This is a genomic window from Rhizobium sp. PAMB 3174 (assembly GCF_052908375.1).
On record NZ_CM128608.1, the window covers coordinates 3,650,535 to 3,674,564 of the forward strand.

Sequence of the window (24,030 nt, forward strand, 5' to 3'; positions counted from 1 at the left end):
AATAACCTCGACTAGATGTCCAGGTTCGCCACGTTCAACGCGTTTTCCTGAATAAAGTCACGACGGGGTTCAACTTCGTCACCCATCAGTCGCGAGAACATTTCGTCAGAATCGACGGCATCGTTGACTCGCACCTGCAGCAATGAGCGGGCATTCGGATCCAGCGTCGTTTCCCACAGCTGCTCGGCATTCATCTCACCGAGACCCTTGTAGCGCTGCATCGACAGACCCTTGCGGCCGCTGGCGAAGATCGCGTTGAGCAGCATGCGCGGACCGGAAACCTGGAGGCTGCCTTCCTTGCGGTTGAGCGTCGGCTGCTGCTTGTAGACTTCCTGCAGCCGCGGCGTCAGCTGGTCGATGTAGCGGGCATCGGACGAACCGATCAATGCGCTGTCGAGAACCGCGACTTCCCGCACACCGCGGACCACGCGCTGGAAGCGCAGACCACCCTCGGGCGTCACCTCGCCTTCCCAGCCGCGCTCGGTTTCCTCGGCGATCAGGTCGAGGCGGGTCGCCACTTCCTGCGCAGTGGCGCTTGCCTGTTCCGGCTTGTCGGTCAGTTCGGGATTGAGAATTCCGCAGATCGCGGCCTGCTCGACGATGTCGCGGCTGTAGCGCGAATGCAGCCCTTCGACGAGGCTGCGCAGGCGCAGCGCGTCGTTGATGACCAAACGCAGGTCCTGCCCGGCGCGCATTTCGCCATTGCCAAGGGTCAGGGTCGCCTCCTCCAGGCCCTGGTCAATCAGGTAATCCTCAAGAGCCTTTTCGTTCTTGAGGTACTGGACCGACTTGCCGCGCGACACCTTGTAGAGCGGCGGCTGGGCGATATAGAGGTGCCCGCGCTCGATCAGTTCCGGCATCTGCCGGAAGAAGAAGGTCAGCAGCAGGGTGCGGATGTGGGCGCCGTCGACGTCAGCATCGGTCATGATGATGATCTTGTGATAACGCAGCTTGTCCGGATTGAACTCGTCCTTGCCGATCGAGGTACCCAGCGCGGTGATCAGCGTGCCGATTTCCTGGCTCGACAGCATCTTGTCGAAGCGGGCGCGTTCCACGTTGAGGATCTTGCCGCGCAGCGGCAGGATCGCCTGGCTTTCGCGCGACCGGCCCTGCTTCGCCGAGCCACCTGCGGAGTCACCCTCGACGAGGAAGAGTTCGGACTTCGCCGGATCCTTCTCGGAACAATCCGCAAGCTTGCCCGGCAGCGACGCAACGTCGAGCGCGCCCTTGCGGCGGGTCAGTTCGCGGGCCTTGCGGGCCGCTTCACGGGCGGCAGCGGCCTCGACAACCTTGCCGACCAGCGTCTTGGCCTCGCTCGGATGTTCTTCCAGCCAGGTCGACAACGCTTCGTTGACTAGGTTTTCGACCACCGGCCGCACTTCGGACGACACCAGCTTGTCCTTGGTCTGCGACGAGAATTTGGGGTCCGGCACCTTGACCGAGAGCACCGCCGTCAGGCCTTCGCGGCAGTCTTCGCCCGACAGCGTGACCTTTTCCTTCTTCAGGATGCCCGACGTATCGGCATAGGAGGTAACCTGACGGGTCAGCGCGCCACGGAAGCCGGCCATATGCGTGCCGCCGTCGCGCTGCGGAATGTTGTTGGTGAAGCAGAGGACGTTCTCGTGGTAGCTGTCGTTCCACCACAGCGCCACTTCAACACCGATGCCGTCCTTTTCGCCGCGAATGTAGACCGGCTTTTCGATCAACGGCTTCTTGGATCTGTCGAGATAGCTGACGAAGGCTTCCAGCCCGCCTTCATAGACGAGCTCGACTTCCTTGATGTCGGAATGGCGCTTGTCGGTCAGAAGAATGTGGACGCCGGAGTTGAGGAAGGCCAGTTCGCGCAGGCGATGTTCGAGCGTCGAGAAATCGAACTCCGTCTTCGTGAACGTGTTCGTGCTCGGCAGGAAGGTGACTTCCGTCCCGGACCGTCCCTCATAGCTGCCGGTGATCTTCAGCGGCGCATCCGGAACGCCGTGCGTGAAGCTCATTTCATGGACGTTGCCGTTGCGGCGGATCTTCAATTTCAGCGTGACCGACAGCGCGTTGACCACCGACACGCCAACGCCGTGCAGACCGCCCGACACCTTGTAGGAATTCTGGTCGAACTTGCCGCCGGCATGCAGCTGCGTCATGATCACTTCGGCGGCGGAAACGCCCTCGCCCGTGTGAATGTCCGTCGGAATGCCGCGGCCGTTATCGGTCACGGTCACCGAGCCGTCTGCATTCAGCGTCACCGTCACGATGTCGGCATGACCTGCCAGCGCCTCGTCGATCGCATTGTCGACGACTTCATAAACCATGTGATGGAGGCCAGATCCGTCGTCGGTATCCCCGATGTACATGCCGGGGCGCTTGCGCACCGCATCCAGGCCTTTCAGAACCTTGATGGAATCGGCGCCGTATTCGCCGGAAGCGCCGGTTTCATGCTCAGGTGTATCGGTCATTTAAGAAGTCTTTCACTGTTGACGGAGTAAGGCGGCAACCCTTGCGAATCACCGGTTTTGTCCCTGTCGGACTATAGGGAATTTGCCGCAAGTTCCAAATCCATGACGGAGCATTATGGCATAAAACAGGGGATGACGGGCCGTTCAATTCCCGCCTGTCCGCTTTTCCAGGATCGCCGTCAGTTCTCGTACCGTTTCCGGTGACAGATCCCTTATCGCATGTGCCAGCCGATTGGCAAATTCGGTATGTCCGGGAGGAAGGCCGGAGGTGTCGACGACGACCCGCGGATGGGACATGCCGGCGATCAAGAACAGCTCCTCGGCCTCATCCCAGATGATGTTGAAATAGCCCGCCACCCGCTGCAGAAGATCGAAGCTCGGCGGGCTGCGCCGGCCATGCTCCAGCGCCGAGAGATAGGCGGCCGAGACGCCGATGGCGGCGGCCATTTCCTTCTGCGAGACGCCCTTCGCCTGCCTGAGCGCCCGCATGGCTTCACCGAATGGCGTCATGTCTGGTCTTCCCTTGCCCGCGACAGGCGGACATAAATGGCGCCCTCTCCCCCGTGCCGCTCAGCGGCAGTTTCGTAGGACGAGATCAGGAAGCGGAATTCGGGCTTACGGAACCAGATCGGCACCGCCCGCTTCAATGCGCCGTCGCTGCCCATCGAGCGACCCTTGCCGGTGATCACCAGCACATGTCGCATCCCGCGCTGATGCGCCCGGATGATGAAATCGAGCAGCATGTTGTGCGCCTCGCTCTGGACGAGGCCATGAAGATCGATACGGCCTTCGAGCGAAAGATGCCCTTTCTGCAGCTTGCGTTTGACCGGGCGTTCCAGCGGATGGTGGATCCCTTTCGGCTTTTCTTGGGGCGGCGCCTGATAGGAAGGTACATCCCAGTCATCCGGCTTCGCCTTGACGACGGGCGGAGAAACCGGCGCTGCCAGCATTTCCCCGAAATCAACCTCTTCCGGCTCTTCGGCAAAGGCGTCCATCCGGCCCGGTAGCGGTTTGGTGGTGCGCGCGACCTTGCCCCAGAGAATGCGTTCCTCGCGGCTCAGTTTCCGATCCCTGGCCATCAGCGGTATCTCGCGGCCGCGGCCTTCGGTACGAGGATGTAGAAGTCGGCCGGGCACGCGACGGCGCCGGCCATTTCGCCCGCCTCATCGCCGGAACCGGTGAAGATGTCTCCGCGAGCCGGCCCGGTGATGGCGGAGCCGGTATCCAGCGCCAGCATCAGCCTCGCGAAGTGGCCGGCATCATCCATATGGGAGATGGCTTCACTGACGATATAGAAAGGGAAGCCGAAGGTGTGGATGCGCCGGTCGACGGCGAGCGAACGGCCCGCCACAAGCGGGACCTTTGCCGCCGCTATCGGCCCCTGGTTCACGTCGTCAACGGCAGCCTCCCGGAAGAATATGTAGGAGCGGTTCTGCCAGTAGACCTCGTCCGCACGGTCCGGGTTCGCCTCCAGCCAGGCTCGGATCGACTGCATCGAAATCGCCTCGCGCGCGATCTCTCCCCTCTCGATCAGGAGCTTGCCGATGCCGGAAAAGCGATGTCCGGCCTTTGCGGCGTAGGTGATCCGCTTCAGACTGCCATCGGGATAGCGAAGCCGGGCGGCACCCTGCACATGGGTGAAGAAGACGTCGGCCCTGGATTTCGCCCAGGCGATCTCCAGCCCTCGTCCATCCAGATAGCCCCGTTCGATTTCTCCGCGGTCCGGATAACAGGAAATGGCACCATCGCTCAGCAGGCCGAATTCGTAATAGGCGTCCATGTCGGCCGGCCGGTTGGCGTCCGACACATCGACCATGTCGTCGGGTCTGCGATATAACGGGAAGCGGTACGTCTCGTCGGCGACAGCGGACACCTCTACCTCCGGTTCGTAGAAGGCAGTCACGAAGCCGCGCTCGCCATCCCTGCGGCGGATGAGAAACGGTTCGCAGGTCGCCTCGAAGAAGGCGCGCCAGGTCTGCGGGTTGTTGTCGGTCAGCCGTTCGGCTTGCTCAAGAAGCAAAACAAGATCACCGGCGTTGAGGCCGAGTGATCCCGTTTTGTAAGGTTTGGCGGACTTCAGGTGGGTAAGACAGGCGCGCATGGCGCCTGCCAGAGACGATGGATCGTCCTCCTGCCATCGGGGCAGGTCAGCGAAGGAAACCGGCCTGAGTTCGAAATCCTGTCCTTCGGTCATGGGATCAGGATTCGGTCGCGACCAGCTTCCAGTTCGGATCGCGCGAGCGGACGTCGCGGGCGAATGTCCAGATATCGCTGATCTCGGCCACTTCCTCGGCGCTTCCGTCAATCATCGTGCCGCTCTTGTCATAGGTGGCCGAAATCATCTGGCTGACGATCTTCAACTTGATCATGGCATCGGCATCGCGAACTTCGGCCTGGACGATGTCGATCTTGTCGATACCGACAAAGGTCGACTTCACCGTTTCGCCACGACTCTCCCGATCGGCAATTGCCTTGTCGAACCCTTCATAGACTTCTCTTGAAAGAAGACCCTTGAGGGTCGCGCGGTCGCCTTCGGCAAAGGCCATCACGATCATCTCGTAAGCCATCCGCGCACCCTTGACGAATTCCTTCGGGTCGAAGGCGGGATCCGCGTCGACGAATGCGCGCAGCGACCGGTTGATCTCGGTGTCGGGTTTGGCGAAACTGTCGACCGCTTCGTAGCGGTTTTCGTCCGTGGCCCCGTCCTCGCCACGCCGGGCGATGGTCACGACCTTGTCGGCCGGGTCGCTTCCCGGTCCCTTGGCCATGTCGCGGGTGTTATAGGGTTCATAGGGCGGCTTCTCGTTGCCGGTGCGTCGACCGAGAACGCTGCGAAGCTGCAGGAAAATCAGGACTGCGGCCACGAGAAAAAAGAGGGTTACAAAATCGTTGGTGCCCATGCTTGTCCCGGTTTCGATATCGTCTTTCTAGTTACTATACCCATATAGTCTCGATAGGACGATCATTCAAACAAAGAAGACATGAAGGTAAACGGTCTCAGGAACCGAACCGCGATGAAAAGGACAGACGGAATGCGCACGCCCATCATAGCCACGACGATATTGCTTCTGCCGATACTGGAAATCGCCGGATTCATCCTCGTCGGCAGGGAAATCGGTGTGCTGGCGACGCTGTCCCTCATCCTGCTGACATCGCTTGCCGGCATCGTCCTGCTTCGCGTCCAGGGCTTCGGCATTCTCCGGCGGCTGAATGACGAGACGCGATCCGGCAAGGATCCTGCCCGCGACATGATCCATGGCGTCATGGTCGTTATCGCAGGACTGCTGCTTCTCCTGCCCGGTTTCATCACCGACGCGATTGGCCTGCTCCTGTTCCTGCCGCCGGTTCGCGACTTCGTCTGGCGGCATTTCCGCCAGAACATCACGGTCTACACTTCGTCGGCGGCTTCGTTCCGGACGCCTGGCGCAAGCCGCGATCGCAGTCCGGTTGTCGATCTCGACGAGGACGAGTTCGAGCGCAAGCCCGGCAACGGTTCGTCGCCATGGTCCGACAAGCCCCGGATCGACAACTGAGCGGCCTCTTTGACGCGGGCTGGCACGGGTTGTAAGCCCATGGCCAAAGTGCTAGATCGCCTATCGACTTTTTGACCTAGAGGAAAAATTCGATGGCCAACGAAAACGGCACACAGGCTCCTGAAAGCCCGTCCCTCAATATTCTCGCCCAGTACATCAAGGATTTTTCCTTCGAAAATCCTGGCGCGCCGCGGTCCCTGCAGTCCCGTGACAAGGCTCCGGAAATCAACATCAACGTCAATGTCAATGCGAACCCGCTTTCCGGTTCCGACTTCGACGTCATCCTGTCCCTGACGGCCGAAGCGCGCGACGGCGACAAGGTGGTCTTCAACTGTGAGCTGGTCTATGGCGGCGTCTTCCGCATCACCGGCTTCCCGCAGGAACACCTGCTGCCGGTCCTCTTCATCGAGTGCCCGCGCCTTCTCTTCCCGTTCGCCCGCCAGATCGTTGCCGACGCCACCCGCAACGGCGGCTTCCCGCCGCTGATGATCGATCCGATCGACTTTGCCCGGATGTTCCAGCAGCGCATGGCCGAAGAACAGGCCCGCCAGCAGGTTCAGGCAACCACCAACTGATAAGCAAAAAGCCCGGCCAAGAGCCGGGCTTCTTCTTTCGGGCATCCCCCAAGGCCGTTTGCGTCAATCGGCGTATTTCTTCCAGAGGCTCTTGTCGCCCATCCCGGCAATCATCTTTTCATGCGCGGCAATCTCGGTTTCGCTGAGACGCGGGGAAAGCGGCCGCGGCCTTGCCTCCAGCACGATCGGCTGGTCGGAACCGTCTTCCTCCTCCGAATAGCCGTCGCGTCCGGTTTCGACGCTCAGTCCCAGGGCCGTCTGCCGACCGCCGATCATCTCGATATAGACTTCCGCCAAAAGCTCGGAGTCGAGGAGAGCGCCGTGCTTGGTGCGGTGCGAGTTGTCGATGCCATAACGCCGGCAGAGGGCATCGAGCGAGTTCGGGCCCATCGGATGCTTGCGGCGGGCCATCGCCAGTGTGTCGATCACCTGGTCCTGCGGTACCGGTGGGATATCGAGCCGGGCGAACTCCGCATTGATAAAGCCCATATCGAAGGACGCGTTGTGGGCGATCCACTTTGCGCCATCGAAGAATTCGCGGATTTCATCCACCACCGACGCGAAGGGTGGCTTGTCCTTCAGGAATTCGTCGGTAATCCCGTGCACGGCCAGTGCGTCCGGATGGACCGTCTTGTCACCCGGATTGATGTAGATGTGGATCGTCCTGCCGGTCGGGAAGTGATTCTCGAGTTCGATACCGCCAATTTCGATGACGCGATCGGTCTTGTTATCAAGGCCCGTTGTTTCGGTATCGAAGATGATTTCCCGCATCAGCGTTTTCCCTTTTTGGCCCTGAGCTCCGCAATGATCGCGCGGACCTGTTCTCGGGCAGCATCCATGCCATGGCCGGTGTCGACAATATAGTCGGCCCGCCGACGCTTTTCTGCATCCGGCATCTGCCGGGAGAGGATGAACTCGAATTTCTCCACAGACATGTTCGGCCGGGCAAGCACCCGGCGGCGCTGTTCGTCGGCATCGCAAGTGACCACCACGATCGCATCGACATCTTCGGCGCGTCCCACTTCGAACAGAAGCGGTATGTCGAGGACCACCAGATGACGGCCTTCCCGTTCCATGGCATTGACGAATTCGCGCTCCTTGTTTCGCACCAATGGATGGACGATCGCTTCGAGGGCTTTCAATTTATCCGGCTTCTTAGCCAGAGTCTTTGAAAGCAACTGACGATCGACGCGCCCGTCGACTATCGCCTCTGGAAAGTCTTCGGCAATCAGCGGCACTGCCTCACCGGCATAGAGGTCATGAACGACCTGATCCGCATCGTTTACGGGAATGCCCTCGTCAGCCAACATCTTCGCCGTTGTCGATTTACCCATTCCGATCGATCCGGTCAGCCCGATGATCATCACGCATGCGCCTCCATGTCGGCGATGACCAGGTTGCGCAGCTCTTCCGAAACCTCCGGTCGACGGCCGAACCATTTTTCGAAACCCGGGACAGCCTGATGCAGAAGCATGCCGAGCCCATCGACCGTGCTCAGACCCTGCAGACGGGCCTGCTTCAGGAGTGGCGTCTCGAGCGGCACATAGACGATGTCCGTGACGACAGCATCGGCCGCCATACCGGAGAAGTTGATCTCCGGGGCTTCGCCGCCGTCCATGCCGAGCGATGTGGTGTTTACGAACAGGCTGGCGCCGGAAAGGACTTCCGGCAATGCCTCCCATGCATGTCCGTGAATGCGGGACCCGAACCGGTCCGCCAGTTCCTTGGCGCGTGCCACCGTGCGGTTGACGACATGGACCTCGGAGAAGTCGCGGTCGCGGACCGACTGGATGACCGCACGGCTCGCCCCACCGGCGCCGACGATCACGGCACGGCCACCTAAGCGATCCCAGCCCGGCGCCCGGGCGTCAAGATTGGCCGTGAAGCCGTAACCGTCCGTATTGGTGGCACAGAGCCGTCCATCCTCGAGCCACAGCGTGTTGGCCGCCCCGAGCTCTTCCGCCAGTTCATCCGGACGATCGGCTAGTGCGAAGGCCGCTTCCTTGTGGGGGATCGTGACGTTGCCGCCGACAAAGCCCGAGCGGCCGTCCTTTAGTGTCTCGATGAATTCCGCGAAAGCCTCCGGCGCGACCTCTTTAGCCGAATAGCTTCCGGCGATACCGAAGCGTTTCAGCCAGTATCCGTGGATCATGGGCGATCGGGAATGGCGAACTGGATAGCCGGTTACAAATGCCGCCGGCGATTTTGTTTCACGTGAATCATGCATCCAAGACATCCAGTGTACGTAGAATTTGAAGAAGCAGCAGCAGGGGCAGACCGAGAATGGTGAAGTAGTCGCCTTCGATCTTTTCGAAGAGCTGTATCCCCTCGCCTTCGAGTTGATAGCCGCCGACACTCAGCAATGCCTTGTCTCCGACAGTCTCTATATAGCGGTCCAGAAAGCGATCGCTGAAGGCCCGCATGGTGAGGTCCGCGTGGCTGACAAACTGTTCGACCACAACGCCTTCGCGTGCAATCGCGACGGCACTGTTCAGGCGATGCGTGCGTCCGGCAAGCTTTGCCAGTTGTCGCCTCGCCTCCTCGGACGACTTCGGCTTGTGAAACAGCGTCCCGTCGAGCGACATGGTCTGATCGGATCCGATCACATAGGCGTTCGGATACCGGCGGCTGACCTCCAGGGCCTTTTCCGCAGCGAGACGGCTGGCGACGCCCTCCCCCGTTCTCTCCGCTGCCGGCATGCTCTCCTCGATCGCCCGCTCATTGATATCGGCGGAGACGCTGGAGAATTGAAGGCCGGCATTCTCCATCAGCATGCGACGGAAGGGGCTGGTCGAGGCGAGAATTAATGTCGGCTGCATGGAAGGCCTTTCGGTGACTGTCGCCGGATTATCGCAAGCGGGGGCGCAGGGCAACAATGGCCGCGGCCGTCTCCTCGATCGAGCGGCGTGTCACGTCGATCACCGGCCAGTTGTTTCTCGAGAAGATGGCCCTGGCATATTTCAGTTCCTCGGCGATCGCGGCCCTGTCGATGTAACTTCCCTTGTCGAAGCCGGGTGTGGAACCAAGATCGCGATTGCCGCGCACCTGCGAGATGCGGTCGCTGGTGGCGATCAATCCCACGATCAACGGTCTCGTCACCTTCACGAGCTGCTCGGGCAGCGGCACACCCTGGACGATCGGGATGTTGATGGTCTTGATGCCACGGTTGGCGAGATAGATGCTGGTCGGCGTCTTGGACGTTCGGCTGATGCCGACAAGAATCACATCCGCCTCGTCCAGATCCTCGGGCATCTGTCCGTCGTCGTGATCCATCGTGAAATTCAGTGCCTCGATGCGGGCAAAGTAATCGGCGTTCATATCGTGTTGCGCGCCCACTCGCCGCCGCGAGGGAGCACCGAGATAGGTCTGGAAGACGGAGATCACCGGCTCCAGCACATTGACTGACGGAATGCCGATCTCGATGCAGGTGTGATCGAGGATCGTGGCGAGCTCCTGATCGACGATTGTATAGAGAACGATTCCCGGTTCGGCATCGACCTTTTCCAGGACGGAAACCAATTGTTTACGATTTCGCACTAGAGGATAGACGTGTTCAATGGCGTGGCTCCCGTTGAACTGTGCCGAAGCGGCACGCCCCGCCGAGATGAGAGTCTCGCCGGTTGAGTCAGAAATCAGATGGAGATGGAAGAAGTTTTTTCTGTTCTCCACGCTAAGATCCTTTGCCTGTTGATAAGCCGGGACAATCTGGGCTGTCTGGAATCGGGCGCCCTAGCCTGTGGGAAAAAGGTCCAGATATCCACATTTCGACTTTCCGGGATGATTTGCCACTATGCCTGTGGGTTCTGGGGATGGCTGCCGTTTGTAAAACGTTATCAACAATCGATCCACAAGGCTCAGCGAATTTCATTCTGCCATATCTCTTTGAAATTCCTCGTGTTGTGAAGATAATCCCGATAATTTTCCATTCCTTGTGAATTTGTATCCCTTCAGCGGTTCAATTTCCTCGAACCGGGAACATTCGGTGAATTGATTTTAATCCTTGCTACTCACCGACTCTAAGAAATAGAAGCCTATTTAGATTCATTTCTTATTTATTGGGAAGGATGCGCTTTGCTGAGCGAAGAGCGTAAGATTATGCGGGTGTTGAGCGGACAAACCGTTTCTCCTCCGCCAATCTGGCTGATGAGACAGGCAGGGCGGTATCTTCCGGAATATCGTGAGACACGGGCCAAGGCAGGCAGTTTTCTCGATCTCTGTTACACGCCGGAACATGCGATCGAAGTGACGATGCAGCCGATCCGGCGTTACGGTTTTGATGCGGCGATTCTCTTTTCGGACATTCTCGTCATACCGGATGCCTTGAAGCGGAACGTGAAATTTACGGAAGGCTTCGGTCCGTCGATGGATCCGATCACCGAGGATGGCATCCGGAAGCTGACGCCGGAAGGCGTTCTCGATTACCTGGCCCCGGTCTTCGAAACGGTAACGGGCATTCGTTCAGCCCTGCCGCAGGAAACCACGCTGCTCGGCTTCTGCGGTGCGCCCTGGACGGTGGCGACCTACATGATCGCGGGGCATGGAACGCCTGACCAGGCGCCGGCCCGGCTTTTCGCCTATCAGCACCCGGAAGCCTTCGATCATCTGCTGGCGCTTCTGGCCGATATCTCAGCCGAATATCTGATCCGCCAGATCGATGCCGGCGCGGATGCGGTGCAGATTTTCGATTCGTGGGCTGGCGTTCTTGGCGAGCAGGAATTCGAGCGCTTTGCGGTGGGACCCGTTCGCCGGATGGTCGATCGCGTGAGATCGAGCCGGCCGAGCGCGAAGATCATCGCCTTCGCCAAGGGAGCTGGCTACATGCTCAAGGGATACCGTCAGGGTACGGATGCGGATGCGATCGGCCTCGACTGGTCGGTGCCGCTTTCCTTTGCCGCTGAGCTGCAGAAGGACGGAGCGGTCCAGGGCAATCTTGATCCGATGCGTGTCGTCGCAGGCGGCAAGGCGCTCGAGGACGGGATTGATGCGATCCTGCAGGTGCTCGGGAATGGCCCGCTGATCTTCAATCTCGGCCACGGCATTACGCCGCAGGCGAACCCGGATCATGTGACGGCGCTCGTCGATCGCGTGCGGGGCAACGGGTGAGAGGCGGGCGATGACGGGGAAGGCTGTCGACCGGATTGCCGGGCGGAAGGCTGCGCTACGCGCAGGGTTTGCGATCGCGGTGTTTCTCGGAATTCTGGGTGTCGTCTATCTGGCGCAACCGGACAATTTCTTCCTCTGGATCAAGGCTTTTCACATCGTTGCGGTGATTTCCTGGATGGCGGGTCTGTTCTATCTGCCCCGACTTTTCATCTACCATACGGATGCCCTGCCCGGCTCGGAGCTGTCTGAAACCTTCAAGGTAATGGAACGCCGGCTGTTTAAGGTGATCATGCGTCCGGCGATGGTGATCACCTGGCTTCTGGGTCTCTATCTCGCCTGGAGCATGTATGGTTTCATGGGTGGTTGGCTGCATGCGAAAATCCTTCTTGTCGCCATAATGACCGGATTTCATGAGCATCTCGGTCGGGCCGTTCGGAATTTCGAATCGGATGGGCCGAGAAAGTCGGTGCGCTATTGGCGCCTTGCCAATGAAGTTCCGACAGTCCTGATGATCTTCATCGTCATTCTGGTCGTGGTTAAACCGTTTTAGCCGGCGGCCCGTTCGAATAAATCGATGGCCTGAAAGGTTTTTCCTTGCGGGGTTTCACGTGAATCGCTATTTTCCGGCCATCTCTTCTCCGTGGTGCGTGCAAGATCGAGCTGCCGGCAAATGATGCTGGAGCAGCCCGCAAAAAGAATAAGCGCACCGATCTCCTCAGAAATTGGATATGGTTTCCCTTCATGGCTGAAATGAAGCTTCAAGAACTCAAGAACAAGACGCCGACGGATCTGCTGGCTTTCGCAGAATCGCTGGAAGTCGAAAACGCCAGCACGATGCGCAAGCAGGAACTGATGTTTGCGATCCTCAAGGTGCTGGCGAGCCAGGATGTGGAGATCATCGGCGAAGGCGTGGTGGAAGTGCTTCAGGACGGTTTCGGCTTCCTGCGTTCCGCAAATGCGAACTATCTTCCGGGTCCGGACGATATCTATATCTCACCCTCCCAGATCCGACGCTTCTCGCTGAAGACGGGCGACACGGTAGAGGGGCCGATCCGCGGGCCGAAGGAAGGCGAGCGTTATTTCGCCCTGCTGAAGGTCAACACGATCAATTTCGACAATCCGGAAAAGATCCGTCACAAGATCCATTTCGACAATCTGACGCCGCTCTATCCGAACGAACGCTTCAAGATGGAGCTGGAGAATCCGACCACCAAGGACCTCTCGCCCCGCGTGATCGATCTCGTGGCGCCGCTCGGCAAGGGCCAGCGCGGTCTGATCGTGGCGCCGCCGAGAACCGGTAAGACGGTTCTTCTGCAGAACATCGCCCACTCCATCACCGCCAACCATCCGGAATGTTATCTGATCGTCTTGCTGATCGACGAACGGCCGGAAGAAGTGACCGACATGCAGCGTTCGGTTCGCGGCGAGGTCGTGTCCTCGACCTTCGACGAGCCGGCCGTGCGTCACGTGCAGGTGGCGGAGATGGTCATCGAGAAGGCCAAGCGTCTCGTCGAGCACGGCCGCGACGTCGTGATCCTGCTGGACTCGATCACCCGCCTCGGTCGCGCCTACAACACCGTGGTGCCGTCCTCCGGCAAGGTTCTGACCGGCGGTGTGGATGCCAATGCGCTCCAGCGGCCGAAGCGCTTCTTCGGCGCTGCCCGTAACATCGAGGAAGGCGGCTCGCTGACGATCATCGCCACGGCCCTGATCGACACCGGCAGCCGCATGGATGAAGTCATCTTCGAAGAGTTCAAGGGTACTGGTAACTCCGAAATCGTGCTGGACCGCAAGGTCGCCGACAAGCGTATCTTCCCGGCCATGGATATCTTGAAGTCGGGTACGCGTAAGGAAGACCTTCTGGTGCCGCGCCAGGATCTGCAGAAGATCTTTGTCCTTCGCCGGATTCTCGCGCCCATGGGCACCACGGATGCGATCGAATTCCTCATCGACAAGCTCAAGCAGACAAAGAACAACGGTGATTTCTTCGATTCGATGAACACCTAATTTTTATTAGCCGGATTCTCTGACGGGTCCGGCGTTCCAGTCATTCCATGGCGATTGTCCGGCCCGTTACCCTGCATTGGGTTGACGGGCTGACTTTTTATTCCGACCTTCGCATAACGGTTTACTCTTGATCCCGTGGGCGTGCCGGCGGGGACAGTCGGTTTGGCTGACGTGGATATCGACACTTGAAATCATCGGTCGCATTGGCCATAAGCATTGGCCGTTGGCGGCGTGAAACGCATGGGGCCGTCGGCTTTCGCGCTTATGCTGCTTGGCAGCGTCGACGGCGTCGAACCCCCAATCGGACAAAGTAGCAGTGACATGGCATCCTCTTCGGATACAATCTATGCGCTTTCCAGCGGGCATCTGCCAGCAGGTGTTGCCGTGGTGCGTATCAGTGGTCCCCGTGCCGCAGAGATCTGCCATCGATTAACCGGCAATTTGCCTGCACCGAGGATCGCCACGCTCCGAACGATTCATGACCGGAATGATCATGTCCTCGACCAGGCGATCGTGGTTTGGTTCCCCGGCCCCGCGTCCTTTACGGGAGAAGATTGCCTGGAGGTGCACGTGCATGGTGGGCGCGCGGTTGTTGTTGGTCTTTTTGATGTTATTTCAAATGGTTATGCTGGTATTCGGCATGCCGAAGCCGGCGAATTCTCGCGAAGGGCGTTCGAGAACGGCAAGCTGGATCTGACGGAGATTGAAGGTCTTGGAGATCTTATCTCGGCAGAAACGGAGATGCAGAGGCGGCTCGCGGTCGAGCAGATGCGCGGTGGTCTGTCCAGGGTCTATGCCGGTTGGGCGGATCGCCTGACCCGTGGACGGGCATTGATTGAAGCGGAACTGGACTTTTCCGATGAGGAGGACATTCCCGGTGCGGTTTCGGATCAGATCTGGTCGGACATGAGGGCGTTGGTTGACGAGATCGATTCGCATACGAAAGGAATTATCGCCGGTGAAATCATCCGTGACGGTTTCAAGGTGGTGATCGCGGGACCGCCGAATGCCGGAAAATCCAGTCTTTTGAATACATTGGCGAAACGTGATGTTGCTATAGTCACCGATGTGGCCGGCACCACGCGGGACGTTCTGAAGGTGGATCTCAATCTGGGCGGTTATGTCGTTCATCTTGTCGATACAGCGGGCTTGCGGGAATCCATCGATGTAGTTGAAGCCGAGGGGATTCGCCGTGCCCGACATGAGATGGAATCGGCACACCTGGTGCTGTTGCTCTCAGAATGCGGCCAAGTGGCGGATCCCTCTGCGGTAGAAGGCTTGAATGTGCCCTTTCTGTGCGTTGGAACCAAGTTGGATCTTCATGATGACAATGATTCAACTGGATTTGATGTCGTCATTTCGTCGAGTTCCGGTTTTGGTTTGCCTGAGCTACAGGACCTGTTGCTGAAGGCAGTGATCGATTCGGTTCCGGTATTAAATGCAGCCCTACCCAACCGCTTGAGACACAAGGATTTTCTCGATGAGGCGAGGCGATCGATTGACGCCGCAGTGCGCTCGTCAACTCTGGATTTGGAACTGCGTGCGGAACTGTTGCGGCAGGCATCCAACTCGCTGGGGAGAGTTACAGGCCGTGTCGATGTTGAGGACTTGCTTGACGTGATCTTTCGGGAATTCTGCGTTGGCAAGTGACTCACGTGAAACATTCGACGGACAAGACGACATGACTTTACAATTCATGCTAATGTTTCACGTGAAACATATTGACATTTGTGCATTCTGAGGCAAACCGAAGCGCTGCTGGATAGGGCGATGAAATGAAGACTCGGTTCGACGTGATAGTGATTGGTGGAGGTCATGCCGGCTGCGAGGCCGCTGCGGCTGCTGCGCGCATGGGCGCAAGCACCGCGTTGGTGACACATCGTCGCGATACGATCGGTGTGATGTCCTGCAATCCGGCAATCGGCGGGCTGGGCAAGGGGCATCTCGTTCGCGAAATCGACGCGTTAGACGGTTTGATGGGCCGGGTTGCCGATGCGGCGGGTATTCAGTTCCGGATGTTGAACCGGAAGAAAGGACCGGCCGTACGCGGCCCCAGGACGCAAGCGGACAGGAAGCTCTACCGATTGGCGATGCAGGACGCGATCGGGGCGGTCGACGGCCTCGAAGTGATCGAAGGGGACGTGTACGATCTGAGACTGGATGAGGGCGGAATTGCCGGCGTCGTCACGTCCGATGGTCGTTCCTTTGACTGTCGTTCAGTGGTGCTGACTACGGGAACCTTCCTTCGGGGCCTGATACATATCGGCGACAGCAAGACCCCTGCCGGTCGTATGGGCGAGGCCCCTTCCCTGGGAGTTTCTGAGACGTTGAAGAGTTTTGGATTGCGGCTCGGACGCCTCAAGACCGGTACACCAGCCAGACTGGATGGAAATACGATCGATTGGTCCTCCGTTGATCGCCAGGCTGCGGATGAAGAGCCGGTACCTTTTTCTTTCATGACGGACTCGATCAGTAATCGGCAAATCGAATGCGGTGTGACCCGTACGACTGAGGAAACTCATCGGATCATCCGCGACAATATCGGACGGTCCGCCATGTATTCCGGGCAGATCGAAGGCGTCGGCCCGCGCTATTGTCCTTCTATCGAGGACAAGATCGTCCGCTTTGGCGATCGGGACGGTCATCAGATCTTTCTGGAACCGGAAGGTCTCGACGATCAGACGGTCTATCCGAACGGTATCTCGACGTCATTGCCGCTTGATGTGCAGGAATCCTTCATTCGTTCGATTCCCGGCTTGGAGCCGGTCAGAATTCTTCAGCCTGGATATGCCATTGAATATGATCACATTGATCCACGGGAATTGCGGCCCAGCCTGGAAGTCCGTAATGTAAGTGGTCTCTTCTTTGCGGGGCAGATCAACGGCACCACGGGTTATGAAGAGGCTGGCGCACAAGGCCTTGTGGCTGGTCTGAACGCTGCTCTGCTAGCGTCGGGAGCCGAAACCCATGTTTTCAGCCGCACCAATAGTTACATAGGCGTAATGATTGACGACCTGACCAGTCGTGGCATTACCGAGCCTTATCGCATGTTCACCTCGCGGGCCGAGTATAGGCTGTCCCTTCGTGCGGACAATGCCGATGTTCGGCTGACGCAGCTGGGTATCGATATAGGCTGTGTAGGCACAGCGCGGCGCGTGAGATTTTCCAGTTATATCAAGCAGCTGGATGCCGCACGGGCGCAGTTGATGGATCTGTCTGTGACGCCGTCCGAGGGGAGTGCCAAGGGTTTGAAGCTCAACCAGGACGGCCATAGGCGGTCGGCCTACGAGTTGCTTTCCTATCCGGAACAGTCGATCGAATCCCTTTCCCAGGTCTGGCCGGAGTTGCAGGGTATTAGAGGCAAGCTGCGGGAGGCCCTCGAGATCGAGGCGGCCTATGCGGTTTACCTTCAGCGGCAGGCATCCGATATTGCCGATGTGCGGCGGGAGGAAAGCCGCCAGATTCCCGAAGACTTCGATTATTCCTCGCTTCCCGGTCTTTCCATTGAGTTGCGGCAAAAGCTGCAGGCTGCCCGGCCCGCGAACATTGCCCAAGCTGTGAAGGTGGATGGCATGACGCCCGCGGCAGTGTCGCTTCTGATCGCGTGGGTACGGAAGTTGGGCCCTGCCAATGAAAACGAGAGAGTGGCATGACGTCGTTGCATCCGATCCCGGATATCGGCCGGGAAGTTTCACGTGAAACGCAGGAGCGGCTAAGCGTCTTTGCAGATCTCTTCCAGAAGTGGGCAAAATCCATCAACCTGGTTGCGCCTTCGACGGTGGCGGAACTGTGGCGCCGGCATATCGCGGATAGTCTGCAGATTCAGCCCTTGTGCCCTGATGCCGATACCTGGATCGATCTTGGCAGTGGCGGCGGATTTCCCGGTATCATCAGCGCGATCCTCTTGGCCGAGCGAGGTTCTGGCTGGGTTCATCTGGTTGAAAGCAATCAGAAAAAATGCGCTTTCCTGCGGGCCGCCTTGCGGGAGACGGGAGGACGGGGGTCCGTTCACCCGGTCCGGATCGAGGATGCGCCGGCGGTAATTGATCGGTGCGATGCCCTGTCGGCCCGGGCGCTGGCGGAGCTCGAGCTTCTGTTTGCCTATGCGGAGCCTTGGACTTTGAGGAATGCCAAGCTGAAGGCTTTCTTCCACAAAGGCCGGGATTACGCGGCGGAAATCGACAAAGCGCGTGGTCGCTGGGAATTCGATCTGGTACAACATCAAAGCAAAATCGAGACGGATTCGGTTGTTCTCGAGATCAGCGGCCTTAGACGGCGTACCAGCGCGTAGATATTGGGTTCAGCGGCATGATTGGCACAAAGAAAAATCGCGTAATTACAGTGGCTAACCAGAAGGGTGGGGTCGGTAAGACGACGACGGCCATCAATCTTGCCACGGCTCTGGCGGCAATCGGCGAGCGCGTCCTGATCATCGATCTGGACCCGCAGGGCAATGCCAGCACCGGGCTTGGCATCGGCCGGAAAGATCGCGCGCATTCGTCCTTCGACCTGCTCATGGGCACGCATAGCGTCTCCCAGACGGTTCTGAAGACGGTTGTTCCCAACCTCTACATCATCCCGTCGACCATGGACCTGCTCGGCATCGAGATGGAAATCGGGCAGGCGTCCGACCGCGCTTTCCGGCTGCGGCGCGCCATTTCCGGTGAGGAAGCGCTGGAATACTCCTATATCCTGGTGGATTGTCCACCCTCGTTCAATCTGCTGACGATCAATGCCATGGCGGCAGCACACTCGGTCCTCGTTCCGCTGCAGTGCGAATTCTTCGCACTGGAAGGCTTGAGCCAGCTACTCGAAACGGTCAATGAAGTGCGCCAAAGCCTTAATCCGCTGCTCGATATCCAGGGAATCGTGCTTACGATGTTCGATTCGCGCAATAATCTTGCGCAGCAGGTGGTAAACGATGTTCGAACCCATCTGGGTGACAAGGTCTATCACACCCTCATCCCGCGCAATGTGCGGGTCTCGGAGGCTCCCTCCTATGGCAAGCCTGCCATTCTCTATGATCTGAAATGCGCCGGCAGCCAGGCCTATCTGCAGCTGGCGTCGGAGGTGATCCAGAGGGAGAGGCAAAGGAAGGCGGCCGCCTGAGGTCGCAAGGTTTTATGTAAGTGAGCGCTGACATGAATGATGACGTATCGAAACGCCGGCTGGGCCGGGGTCTCGCCGCCCTGATCGGAGAGATGGACCAGCCGCTGACGACGGCGCAGCCGGCAAAGACGGTGAATCCCGACCGGATGATCCCGATCGAGTTCATCGCGCGCAATCCACGCAATCCGCGCCGCTATTTCGATGACGAGGAGTTGCAGGATCTCGCCTCCTCCATCCGTCAGCATGGCATCGTGCAACCGGTTGTGGTGCGCACGATCGGCGAGAACAATTACGAGATCATCGCCGGCGAACGGCGCTGGCGGGCAGCGCAGCTGGCCGGCTTCGTCGAAATTCCGGTCATCATCCGTGATGTGGACGATCGCACGGCCCTGGAGATCGCAATTGTCGAGAACGTCCAGCGCGCCGATCTCAATCCGCTGGAAGAAGCCCTGGGATACGAGCAGTTGATCGCCGATCACGGCTACACGCAGAACAATCTGGGTGAAATCATCGGCAAGAGCCGGAGCCACGTGGCCAACAGCCTTCGGCTGCTGAAGCTGCCCGAACCGGTGCGTGACATGGTTGCCGCGGGCAGTCTTTCCGCCGGTCATGCCCGCGCCTTGGTCTCCACGTCTGATCCTGAGACCCTGGCGAAGGCGATCGTTGCGAAAGGCATGTCCGTTCGTGATGCCGAAAAGCTCGCCCAGAAGGATATTCGCGGGCCCGGACCTGTTTCCTCATCGTCTGTTCAGGCGCCAAAGGATTCCGACACGCTCGCGCTCGAGCGCACGCTCAGCGACACGCTTGGCCTTGATGTCACGATCAACCACAAGGGTGAGAGCGGCCAGGTGCGCATCGCGTACAAGAGCCTGGAACAACTTGAGGAAATCTGCCGGCTGCTGGAGAGGCGTTAATACCCTCTAACGTTTATCTGAGCCGGCGTTTGGCTTGCAGGGCTGTTGAAAGCAGTGTTTGCCGGGCGATGCTGTCTTCGAGCGCCGGCCGCTGACGCGACTGCAGGATCGCGGCGTTGATCCGGTTTGTTTCCCGACCGATATCTGCTGAAGTCCAGGCCGCGAGCGCGCGTTCGATGATCGGTTTGCGCCGGAAGTGGAGATGACGCCCGCGGTTCTGCATGACCTTGGCGAGTGGCGCATTATCGCCTTCCATCTCTCCCCGCATCAGGTCCATGAGCTGGAACGTCCTGAGGCAGCTTTGCAGGACGAGAAACATCGGCGTTTTCGAAGTGGCGATCTTCTCAATGGCTGCCAAGAAGCTCTCGGTATTGCCGGCAAGAACCGCGTCGACCGCATCGTCGGCGGAGATCGCGCTGGCATCGCCGATGATTTCACGGATATGATGCTCCTCGATCATGCCGTCCTGGCGGCAATAGAGGCAGAGTTTCTCGAGTTCGCCACGCGATGCGCGCCTGTCGCCGCCGAGAAGCGTCGTCAGCAGCGATCGGGCGTTCGGAGCGATGCGGAGGCCATGCGCTCCCAAAACCTCGTCTATGAGCCCGCTGACGGCCCTCGCATCGTCACTGTAGCAGGGAATGGAGAGAATGTGCCGGCTACCGGCCGCGGTCTTGCGCAGCGATGATGTCTTTTTCAGGTCGCTCTGCTCGATGACGACGAAGCAGGCTTCCGGTGGCGTTTCCGCCAGGATCTGCAGCGGCCCGGAAAGTTGCTTCTCGCCGGAGCCGCCGCGTATCCAGATCAGCCGCTCGCCGCCGAACAGGCCGATGGAGTTGACCTCGTCCAGAAGACGGCCGCTGTCGCCCTGCAGGTCGCTAACATCAAGGCGTACGAGAGAAAACGGATCGTCGAGGGCCACCCCGGTCTTGCGGGCAATCTCTTCGGCTCTTTCGCTTACCAAACCGCCGTCAGGCCCAAAGATCAGAAAAACCCGTGATTCAAGCGGACCCCTCTGGATCAGGCGATCAAACTCGAATGCCTTGATTTCCGTCATCGGCTACATGGGCTGCTGCGAGAGCGTCACCAGCAGATCCGCACGGATCATTTCGGCCAGTTCCTTGGCCGCGCGATTCTCGGCGTCGCGTCCCGCACGGATCTTGGCAAATTCCTGTGACGAGTAATCGACGAGAGCGGTCGCCTTCCGGCTTGCGGCACGCAAGACTTCGCCGTCGGAGAGTCTGGTCAAGGTGTAGTCACCTGTCACGACGACGCGTCCGGCGTTGGCCGTATCCGAAGAACTGTCAATGAGAACGCCCTGGCTCTTCGTGTTGATCTTGAGATTCAACTCGTAAGCCGGATTCGCAGGCTCGCCGGCGCCACCGGACATTAGGAAGATCAATCGGTTGCGAACTTCGAGCCCGACACGATCGCCTGCTTGCGATATGCCGACGGATGCGAGTTCCGCCGGCACCTTGCCTTGCTGGGAATAAAGCGGCTGGACCTGGCAGCCGGCCGATGTCAGAGCGAGGCCAAGCGTTGCGGCAACGACAAGCCGGCGAAGGATGCTGGATTTCGACTTATACGACAATGTTGACGATCCTTTGCGGCACCACGATGATCTTCTTCGGCGGCTGACCGTTCAGGTGATGCTGGACCTGCTCGAGGGCCAGAACGGCTTCCTTGACGGCATCTTGATCGGCATCGCGCGCGATTGTCAATTCCGCTCTCTTCTTGCCATTGACCTGAATGGGCAGCACGATTTCGTTGTCGGCGACCAGAGCCTCGTCATAAGCCGGCCAGCCGGTTTCCGAAATCAATGTCTCATTGCCGAGAGCCGACCAGCATTCCTCGGCCAGATGCGGCGTCATCGGGGCGATCATGTGGATGAGAAGCTCCACTGCGTCGCGTGCAGCCGCCTTGTCCTCGTCGCTTCCCTCGCCTTTGGCCAGCGCAGCAAAAGGTCCTGCCATGGCGTTGACGAGTTCGTAGATGCGGGCGACGGCCTTGTTGAATGCGAGCTTGTCGTAGTCGCCCTGCACCGCCTTCAGCGTCTTGTGCGCTGCCTGCGAAACTGCAAGGAAAGCACCTTCCTTAGCCGGATTCGCCTCAACAGATCGCAGCAGATCGACCGTTTCCGAGATGATGCGCCAGACACGTTGCACAAAACGATGCGCGCCTTCGACGCCGGCTTCGGACCAAATCACGTCGCGGTCCGGCGGAGAATCCGACAAGACGAAGAAGCGGGCCGTATCGGCGCCGTAGGAGGCGATGATGTCGTCCGGATCGACAACGTTCTTCTTCGACTTCGACATCTTCTCGATCGAGCCGATCTTGATTTCCTCGCCGGAGGACATCAGGACGGCCCGACGGTTGCCGTCGGTTTCCTCGATGCGAATATCGGCCGGAGAAAGCCATTCGCGGGCGGCACCCTCGCCGCGGCTATAGGTCTCGTGCACGACCATGCCCTGCGTGAACAGACCCTTGAAGGGTTCATCCAGGTCGACATGGCCTGTCGCCTTCATGGCCCGGGTGAAGAAGCGCGAATAGAGAAGATGCAGGATCGCGTGCTCGATCCCGCCGATGTACTGATCCACCGGCAGCCAGCGGTTGGCGACGGCGGGATCTGTCGGCGCGTCTTCCCACGGGGCGGTGAAGCGGGTGTAATACCAGCTCGAATCCACGAAGGTATCCATTGTATCGGTCTCGCGGCGCGCATCCTTGCCGCAAACCGGGCAGGCCACATGGCGCCAGGTCGGATGGCGATCCAGCGGATTGCCGGGCAAATCGAAGCTCACATCGTCGGGAAGCTTGACCGGCAGGTCCTTCTTCGGCACTGGCACCACACCGCAATCGTCGCAATGGATGACCGGGATCGGGCAACCCCAGTAGCGCTGGCGGGAGATACCCCAGTCGCGCAGGCGGAAATTGACCTTGCGCTCGCCTTGCGGCTGGTTGCCGAGAGACTGGCTGGAGAGCTTTTCGGCAACGGCCTGGAATGCGTCCGAAGTCGTCATACCGTTCAGGAAACGGGAATTGATCATGACGCCGTCGTCGACATAGGCCGTGTCACCGACCGTAAAGCTTGCAGCATCGCCGTCCGCCGGCATGACGACCGGTACGACCGGCAGGCCATACTTGCGGGCGAAATCCAGGTCGCGCTGGTCGCCGGAGGGGCAGCCGAAGATGGCGCCCGTGCCGTATTCCATCAAAACGAAATTGGCCACGTAGACCGGCAGTTCCCAATTCGGGTCCAGCGGATGCCGGACGCGAATGCCGGTTTCGATGCCCTTCTTTTCGGCTGTTTCCAGCGCTGCCAACGACGTCCCTGCCCGGCGGCATTCCTCGCAGAAAGCGGCAATCTCGGCATTTTTCTCGGCCGCGGCCTTGGCCAGCGGATGATCGGCGGCGATGGCCAGGAAGGACGCGCCGAACAGGGTGTCAGGCCTGGTCGTATAAACTGTCACTTCGCTCATGCCGTCGGGCGCAGTTTCGCCGACGATCTCCCAGCGGACGGTCATGCCCTCGGAGCGGCCGATCCAGTTTTTCTGCATCAGGCGCACTTTTTCCGGCCACTGGTCGAGTGTGTCCAGCGAATCCAGCAGGTCCTGCGAAAAATCGGTGATCTTGAAGAACCACTGCGTCAGTTCGCGCTGCTCGACCAGGGCGCCGGAGCGCCAGCCGCGACCGTCGATCACCTGTTCGTTGGCAAGCACCGTCTGGTCTTCCGGATCCCAGTTGACCTTCGACTGGCGGCGATAGACCAGGCCATGCTCGAGGAAGTCCAGGAACAGATGCTGCTGGCGCTGGTAGTATTCGACGTCGCAGGTCGCGAATTCCCGCGACCAGTCGAGGGACAGGCCCATGGATTTCAGCTGGCCACGCATGGTGGCGATGTTCTCGTAGGTCCATTCCTTGGGATGGACCTTGTTTTTCATGGCGGCATTTTCGGCAGGCATGCCGAAGGCGTCCCAGCCCATCGGGTGCAGAACGTTGTAGCCGCGGGCGCGCTTGTAGCGTGCCACCACGTCGCCCATTGCATAGTTGCGGACATGGCCCATGTGGATGCGCCCGGACGGGTAGGGGAACATCTCCAATACGTAATATTTTTCGCGGGAATCGCCGTTGTCGGTCTCGAAGACCTTGTCTTCGGTCCACTTTTTCTGCCAGCGGGGCTCGGCGTCACGCGGATTATATCGTTCGTTGGCCATGGTCTTTCAGAATTCCGGAAATCAGGGAGAATTGGGGCTGACCTTCACCACGAAACCGCTGGAGCGTCAAGTTCGGCGGCGGCGGGCGCAAGGCAAAAGCGCCGCGCTGCGGGCAAAATTTGCCGGCGTCGGCT

23 protein-coding genes are annotated in these 24,030 nt (G+C 59.3%); 10 read left to right on the forward strand and 13 right to left on the reverse strand.

Features of this window, described 5'->3' with window-relative positions; all coding sequences use genetic code 11:
• Positions 1–11: 11 nt before the first annotated feature.
• From gyrB to ACU5AY_RS17560, 5 genes are all read right to left on the reverse strand, one after another.
• Positions 12–2,447 carry a DNA topoisomerase (ATP-hydrolyzing) subunit B gene (gyrB, locus tag ACU5AY_RS17540; RefSeq protein ID WP_446822356.1) on the reverse strand — a complete coding sequence of 812 codons (2,436 nt, stop codon included), beginning with the start codon at positions 2,445–2,447 and terminating at the stop codon, positions 12–14.
• A 144-nt stretch (positions 2,448–2,591) separates the two neighbouring features.
• Positions 2,592–2,957, reverse strand: a complete 366-nt coding sequence (locus tag ACU5AY_RS17545) for a helix-turn-helix domain-containing protein (RefSeq protein WP_446822357.1) — start codon at positions 2,955–2,957, stop codon at positions 2,592–2,594.
• A complete protein-coding gene (locus ACU5AY_RS17550; RefSeq protein ID WP_446827160.1) occupies positions 2,954–3,526 on the reverse strand; it encodes a Smr/MutS family protein in 573 nt (190 codons plus the stop codon). The genes ACU5AY_RS17545 and ACU5AY_RS17550 overlap by 4 nt, the downstream gene beginning before the upstream one ends.
• Positions 3,526–4,641, reverse strand: coding sequence for a murein transglycosylase A (mltA, locus tag ACU5AY_RS17555; RefSeq protein WP_446827161.1), 1,116 nt, complete (start codon positions 4,639–4,641; stop codon positions 3,526–3,528). The genes ACU5AY_RS17550 and mltA overlap by 1 nt, the downstream gene beginning before the upstream one ends.
• 4 nt (positions 4,642–4,645) lie before the next feature.
• Positions 4,646–5,347 (reverse strand): Tim44/TimA family putative adaptor protein, encoded by a 702-nt coding sequence (locus ACU5AY_RS17560; protein WP_446827162.1) that lies wholly within the window; start codon positions 5,345–5,347, stop codon positions 4,646–4,648.
• A gap of 132 nt (positions 5,348–5,479) precedes the next feature.
• Between ACU5AY_RS17560 and ACU5AY_RS17565 the strand changes: the two genes are divergently transcribed.
• Entirely contained in the window at positions 5,480–5,980 is a 501-nt protein-coding gene (locus ACU5AY_RS17565; protein ID WP_446827163.1) for an FxsA family protein, read from the forward strand.
• Positions 5,981–6,072: 92 nt separating this feature from the next.
• Positions 6,073–6,555: a protein-export chaperone SecB gene (secB, locus tag ACU5AY_RS17570; protein WP_446822362.1), complete on the forward strand. Its 483-nt coding sequence runs from the start codon at positions 6,073–6,075 to the stop codon at positions 6,553–6,555.
• Positions 6,556–6,618: 63 nt separating this feature from the next.
• Here the strand turns inward: secB and dnaQ are convergent, their stop codons facing one another.
• Genes dnaQ through ACU5AY_RS17595 form a run of 5 tightly spaced genes read right to left on the reverse strand, consistent with a single transcriptional unit; the run spans position 6,619 to position 10,224 of the window.
• Entirely contained in the window at positions 6,619–7,326 is a 708-nt protein-coding gene (gene dnaQ, locus ACU5AY_RS17575; RefSeq protein WP_446827164.1) for a DNA polymerase III subunit epsilon, read from the reverse strand.
• Entirely contained in the window at positions 7,326–7,922 is a 597-nt protein-coding gene (coaE, locus tag ACU5AY_RS17580) for a dephospho-CoA kinase (protein ID WP_446827165.1), read from the reverse strand. Before coaE ends, dnaQ begins: the two co-directional genes overlap by 1 nt.
• On the reverse strand, positions 7,919–8,782 hold the full coding sequence (locus ACU5AY_RS17585) for a shikimate dehydrogenase (RefSeq protein ID WP_446827166.1): 864 nt from the start codon (positions 8,780–8,782) through the stop codon (positions 7,919–7,921). Before ACU5AY_RS17585 ends, coaE begins: the two co-directional genes overlap by 4 nt.
• Positions 8,775–9,374: a Maf-like protein gene (locus ACU5AY_RS17590; protein WP_446827167.1), complete on the reverse strand. Its 600-nt coding sequence runs from the start codon at positions 9,372–9,374 to the stop codon at positions 8,775–8,777. The genes ACU5AY_RS17585 and ACU5AY_RS17590 overlap by 8 nt, the downstream gene beginning before the upstream one ends.
• A gap of 28 nt (positions 9,375–9,402) precedes the next feature.
• Positions 9,403–10,224, reverse strand: a complete 822-nt coding sequence (locus ACU5AY_RS17595) for a pyruvate, water dikinase regulatory protein (RefSeq protein ID WP_446827168.1) — start codon at positions 10,222–10,224, stop codon at positions 9,403–9,405.
• Positions 10,225–10,650: 426 nt separating this feature from the next.
• On the opposite strand from ACU5AY_RS17595, the gene hemE reads away from it, so the two are divergent.
• From hemE to ACU5AY_RS17635, 8 genes are all read left to right on the forward strand, one after another.
• On the forward strand, positions 10,651–11,658 hold the full coding sequence (gene hemE / locus ACU5AY_RS17600) for a uroporphyrinogen decarboxylase (protein ID WP_446827169.1): 1,008 nt from the start codon (positions 10,651–10,653) through the stop codon (positions 11,656–11,658).
• Positions 11,659–11,668: 10 nt separating this feature from the next.
• Entirely contained in the window at positions 11,669–12,208 is a 540-nt protein-coding gene (gene hemJ / locus ACU5AY_RS17605) for a protoporphyrinogen oxidase HemJ (RefSeq protein WP_446827170.1), read from the forward strand.
• A gap of 191 nt (positions 12,209–12,399) precedes the next feature.
• Positions 12,400–13,665: a transcription termination factor Rho gene (rho, locus tag ACU5AY_RS17610; protein ID WP_261928325.1), complete on the forward strand. Its 1,266-nt coding sequence runs from the start codon at positions 12,400–12,402 to the stop codon at positions 13,663–13,665.
• Between the two features lie 321 nt (positions 13,666–13,986).
• A complete protein-coding gene (mnmE, locus tag ACU5AY_RS17615) occupies positions 13,987–15,315 on the forward strand; it encodes a tRNA uridine-5-carboxymethylaminomethyl(34) synthesis GTPase MnmE (protein WP_446829051.1) in 1,329 nt (442 codons plus the stop codon).
• Positions 15,316–15,440: 125 nt separating this feature from the next.
• On the forward strand, positions 15,441–17,318 hold the full coding sequence (mnmG, locus tag ACU5AY_RS17620) for a tRNA uridine-5-carboxymethylaminomethyl(34) synthesis enzyme MnmG (RefSeq protein WP_446827171.1): 1,878 nt from the start codon (positions 15,441–15,443) through the stop codon (positions 17,316–17,318).
• Positions 17,315–17,956 carry a 16S rRNA (guanine(527)-N(7))-methyltransferase RsmG gene (gene rsmG, locus ACU5AY_RS17625; RefSeq protein ID WP_446827172.1) on the forward strand — a complete coding sequence of 214 codons (642 nt, stop codon included), beginning with the start codon at positions 17,315–17,317 and terminating at the stop codon, positions 17,954–17,956. Before mnmG ends, rsmG begins: the two co-directional genes overlap by 4 nt.
• Before the next feature lie 17 nt (positions 17,957–17,973).
• Complete coding sequence (locus ACU5AY_RS17630; RefSeq protein ID WP_446822371.1) at positions 17,974–18,774, forward strand: ParA family protein; 801 nt, start codon at positions 17,974–17,976, stop codon at positions 18,772–18,774.
• Between the two features lie 32 nt (positions 18,775–18,806).
• On the forward strand, positions 18,807–19,688 hold the full coding sequence (locus ACU5AY_RS17635) for a ParB/RepB/Spo0J family partition protein (protein WP_446827173.1): 882 nt from the start codon (positions 18,807–18,809) through the stop codon (positions 19,686–19,688).
• 13 nt (positions 19,689–19,701) lie between these two features.
• Here the strand turns inward: ACU5AY_RS17635 and holA are convergent, their stop codons facing one another.
• Genes holA through leuS form a run of 3 tightly spaced genes read right to left on the reverse strand, consistent with a single transcriptional unit; the run spans position 19,702 to position 23,896 of the window.
• The gene (gene holA / locus ACU5AY_RS17640; RefSeq protein ID WP_446827174.1) at positions 19,702–20,742 is read right to left on the reverse strand and encodes a DNA polymerase III subunit delta; all 1,041 of its coding nucleotides are present in this window, start codon (positions 20,740–20,742) and stop codon (positions 19,702–19,704) included.
• A 3-nt stretch (positions 20,743–20,745) separates the two neighbouring features.
• On the reverse strand, positions 20,746–21,276 hold the full coding sequence (gene lptE, locus ACU5AY_RS17645) for an LPS assembly lipoprotein LptE (protein WP_446827175.1): 531 nt from the start codon (positions 21,274–21,276) through the stop codon (positions 20,746–20,748).
• A complete protein-coding gene (gene leuS, locus ACU5AY_RS17650) occupies positions 21,266–23,896 on the reverse strand; it encodes a leucine--tRNA ligase (RefSeq protein WP_446827176.1) in 2,631 nt (876 codons plus the stop codon). The genes lptE and leuS overlap by 11 nt, the downstream gene beginning before the upstream one ends.
• Between the last annotated feature and the right edge of the window lie 134 nt (positions 23,897–24,030).

What these genes read in the sequence shown, in the direction of transcription:
- gyrB (WP_446822356.1), bottom strand. Translation starts at nt 2,447, where the DNA reads ATGACCGATACACCTGAGCATGAAACCGGCGCTTCCGGCGAATACGGC.
- ACU5AY_RS17545 (WP_446822357.1), bottom strand. Translation starts at nt 2,957, where the DNA reads ATGACGCCATTCGGTGAAGCCATGCGGGCGCTCAGGCAGGCGAAGGGC.
- ACU5AY_RS17550 (WP_446827160.1), bottom strand. Translation starts at nt 3,526, where the DNA reads ATGGCCAGGGATCGGAAACTGAGCCGCGAGGAACGCATTCTCTGGGGC.
- mltA (WP_446827161.1), bottom strand. Translation starts at nt 4,641, where the DNA reads ATGACCGAAGGACAGGATTTCGAACTCAGGCCGGTTTCCTTCGCTGAC.
- ACU5AY_RS17560 (WP_446827162.1), bottom strand. Translation starts at nt 5,347, where the DNA reads ATGGGCACCAACGATTTTGTAACCCTCTTTTTTCTCGTGGCCGCAGTC.
- ACU5AY_RS17565 (WP_446827163.1), top strand. Translation starts at nt 5,480, where the DNA reads ATGCGCACGCCCATCATAGCCACGACGATATTGCTTCTGCCGATACTG.
- secB (WP_446822362.1), top strand. Translation starts at nt 6,073, where the DNA reads ATGGCCAACGAAAACGGCACACAGGCTCCTGAAAGCCCGTCCCTCAAT.
- dnaQ (WP_446827164.1), bottom strand. Translation starts at nt 7,326, where the DNA reads ATGCGGGAAATCATCTTCGATACCGAAACAACGGGCCTTGATAACAAG.
- ACU5AY_RS17585 (WP_446827166.1), bottom strand. Translation starts at nt 8,782, where the DNA reads ATGCATGATTCACGTGAAACAAAATCGCCGGCGGCATTTGTAACCGGC.
- ACU5AY_RS17590 (WP_446827167.1), bottom strand. Translation starts at nt 9,374, where the DNA reads ATGCAGCCGACATTAATTCTCGCCTCGACCAGCCCCTTCCGTCGCATG.
- hemE (WP_446827169.1), top strand. Translation starts at nt 10,651, where the DNA reads ATGCGGGTGTTGAGCGGACAAACCGTTTCTCCTCCGCCAATCTGGCTG.
- hemJ (WP_446827170.1), top strand. Translation starts at nt 11,669, where the DNA reads ATGACGGGGAAGGCTGTCGACCGGATTGCCGGGCGGAAGGCTGCGCTA.
- rho (WP_261928325.1), top strand. Translation starts at nt 12,400, where the DNA reads ATGGCTGAAATGAAGCTTCAAGAACTCAAGAACAAGACGCCGACGGAT.
- mnmE (WP_446829051.1), top strand. Translation starts at nt 13,987, where the DNA reads ATGGCATCCTCTTCGGATACAATCTATGCGCTTTCCAGCGGGCATCTG.
- mnmG (WP_446827171.1), top strand. Translation starts at nt 15,441, where the DNA reads ATGAAGACTCGGTTCGACGTGATAGTGATTGGTGGAGGTCATGCCGGC.
- rsmG (WP_446827172.1), top strand. Translation starts at nt 17,315, where the DNA reads ATGACGTCGTTGCATCCGATCCCGGATATCGGCCGGGAAGTTTCACGT.
- ACU5AY_RS17630 (WP_446822371.1), top strand. Translation starts at nt 17,974, where the DNA reads ATGATTGGCACAAAGAAAAATCGCGTAATTACAGTGGCTAACCAGAAG.
- ACU5AY_RS17635 (WP_446827173.1), top strand. Translation starts at nt 18,807, where the DNA reads ATGAATGATGACGTATCGAAACGCCGGCTGGGCCGGGGTCTCGCCGCC.
- holA (WP_446827174.1), bottom strand. Translation starts at nt 20,742, where the DNA reads ATGACGGAAATCAAGGCATTCGAGTTTGATCGCCTGATCCAGAGGGGT.
- leuS (WP_446827176.1), bottom strand. Translation starts at nt 23,896, where the DNA reads ATGGCCAACGAACGATATAATCCGCGTGACGCCGAGCCCCGCTGGCAG.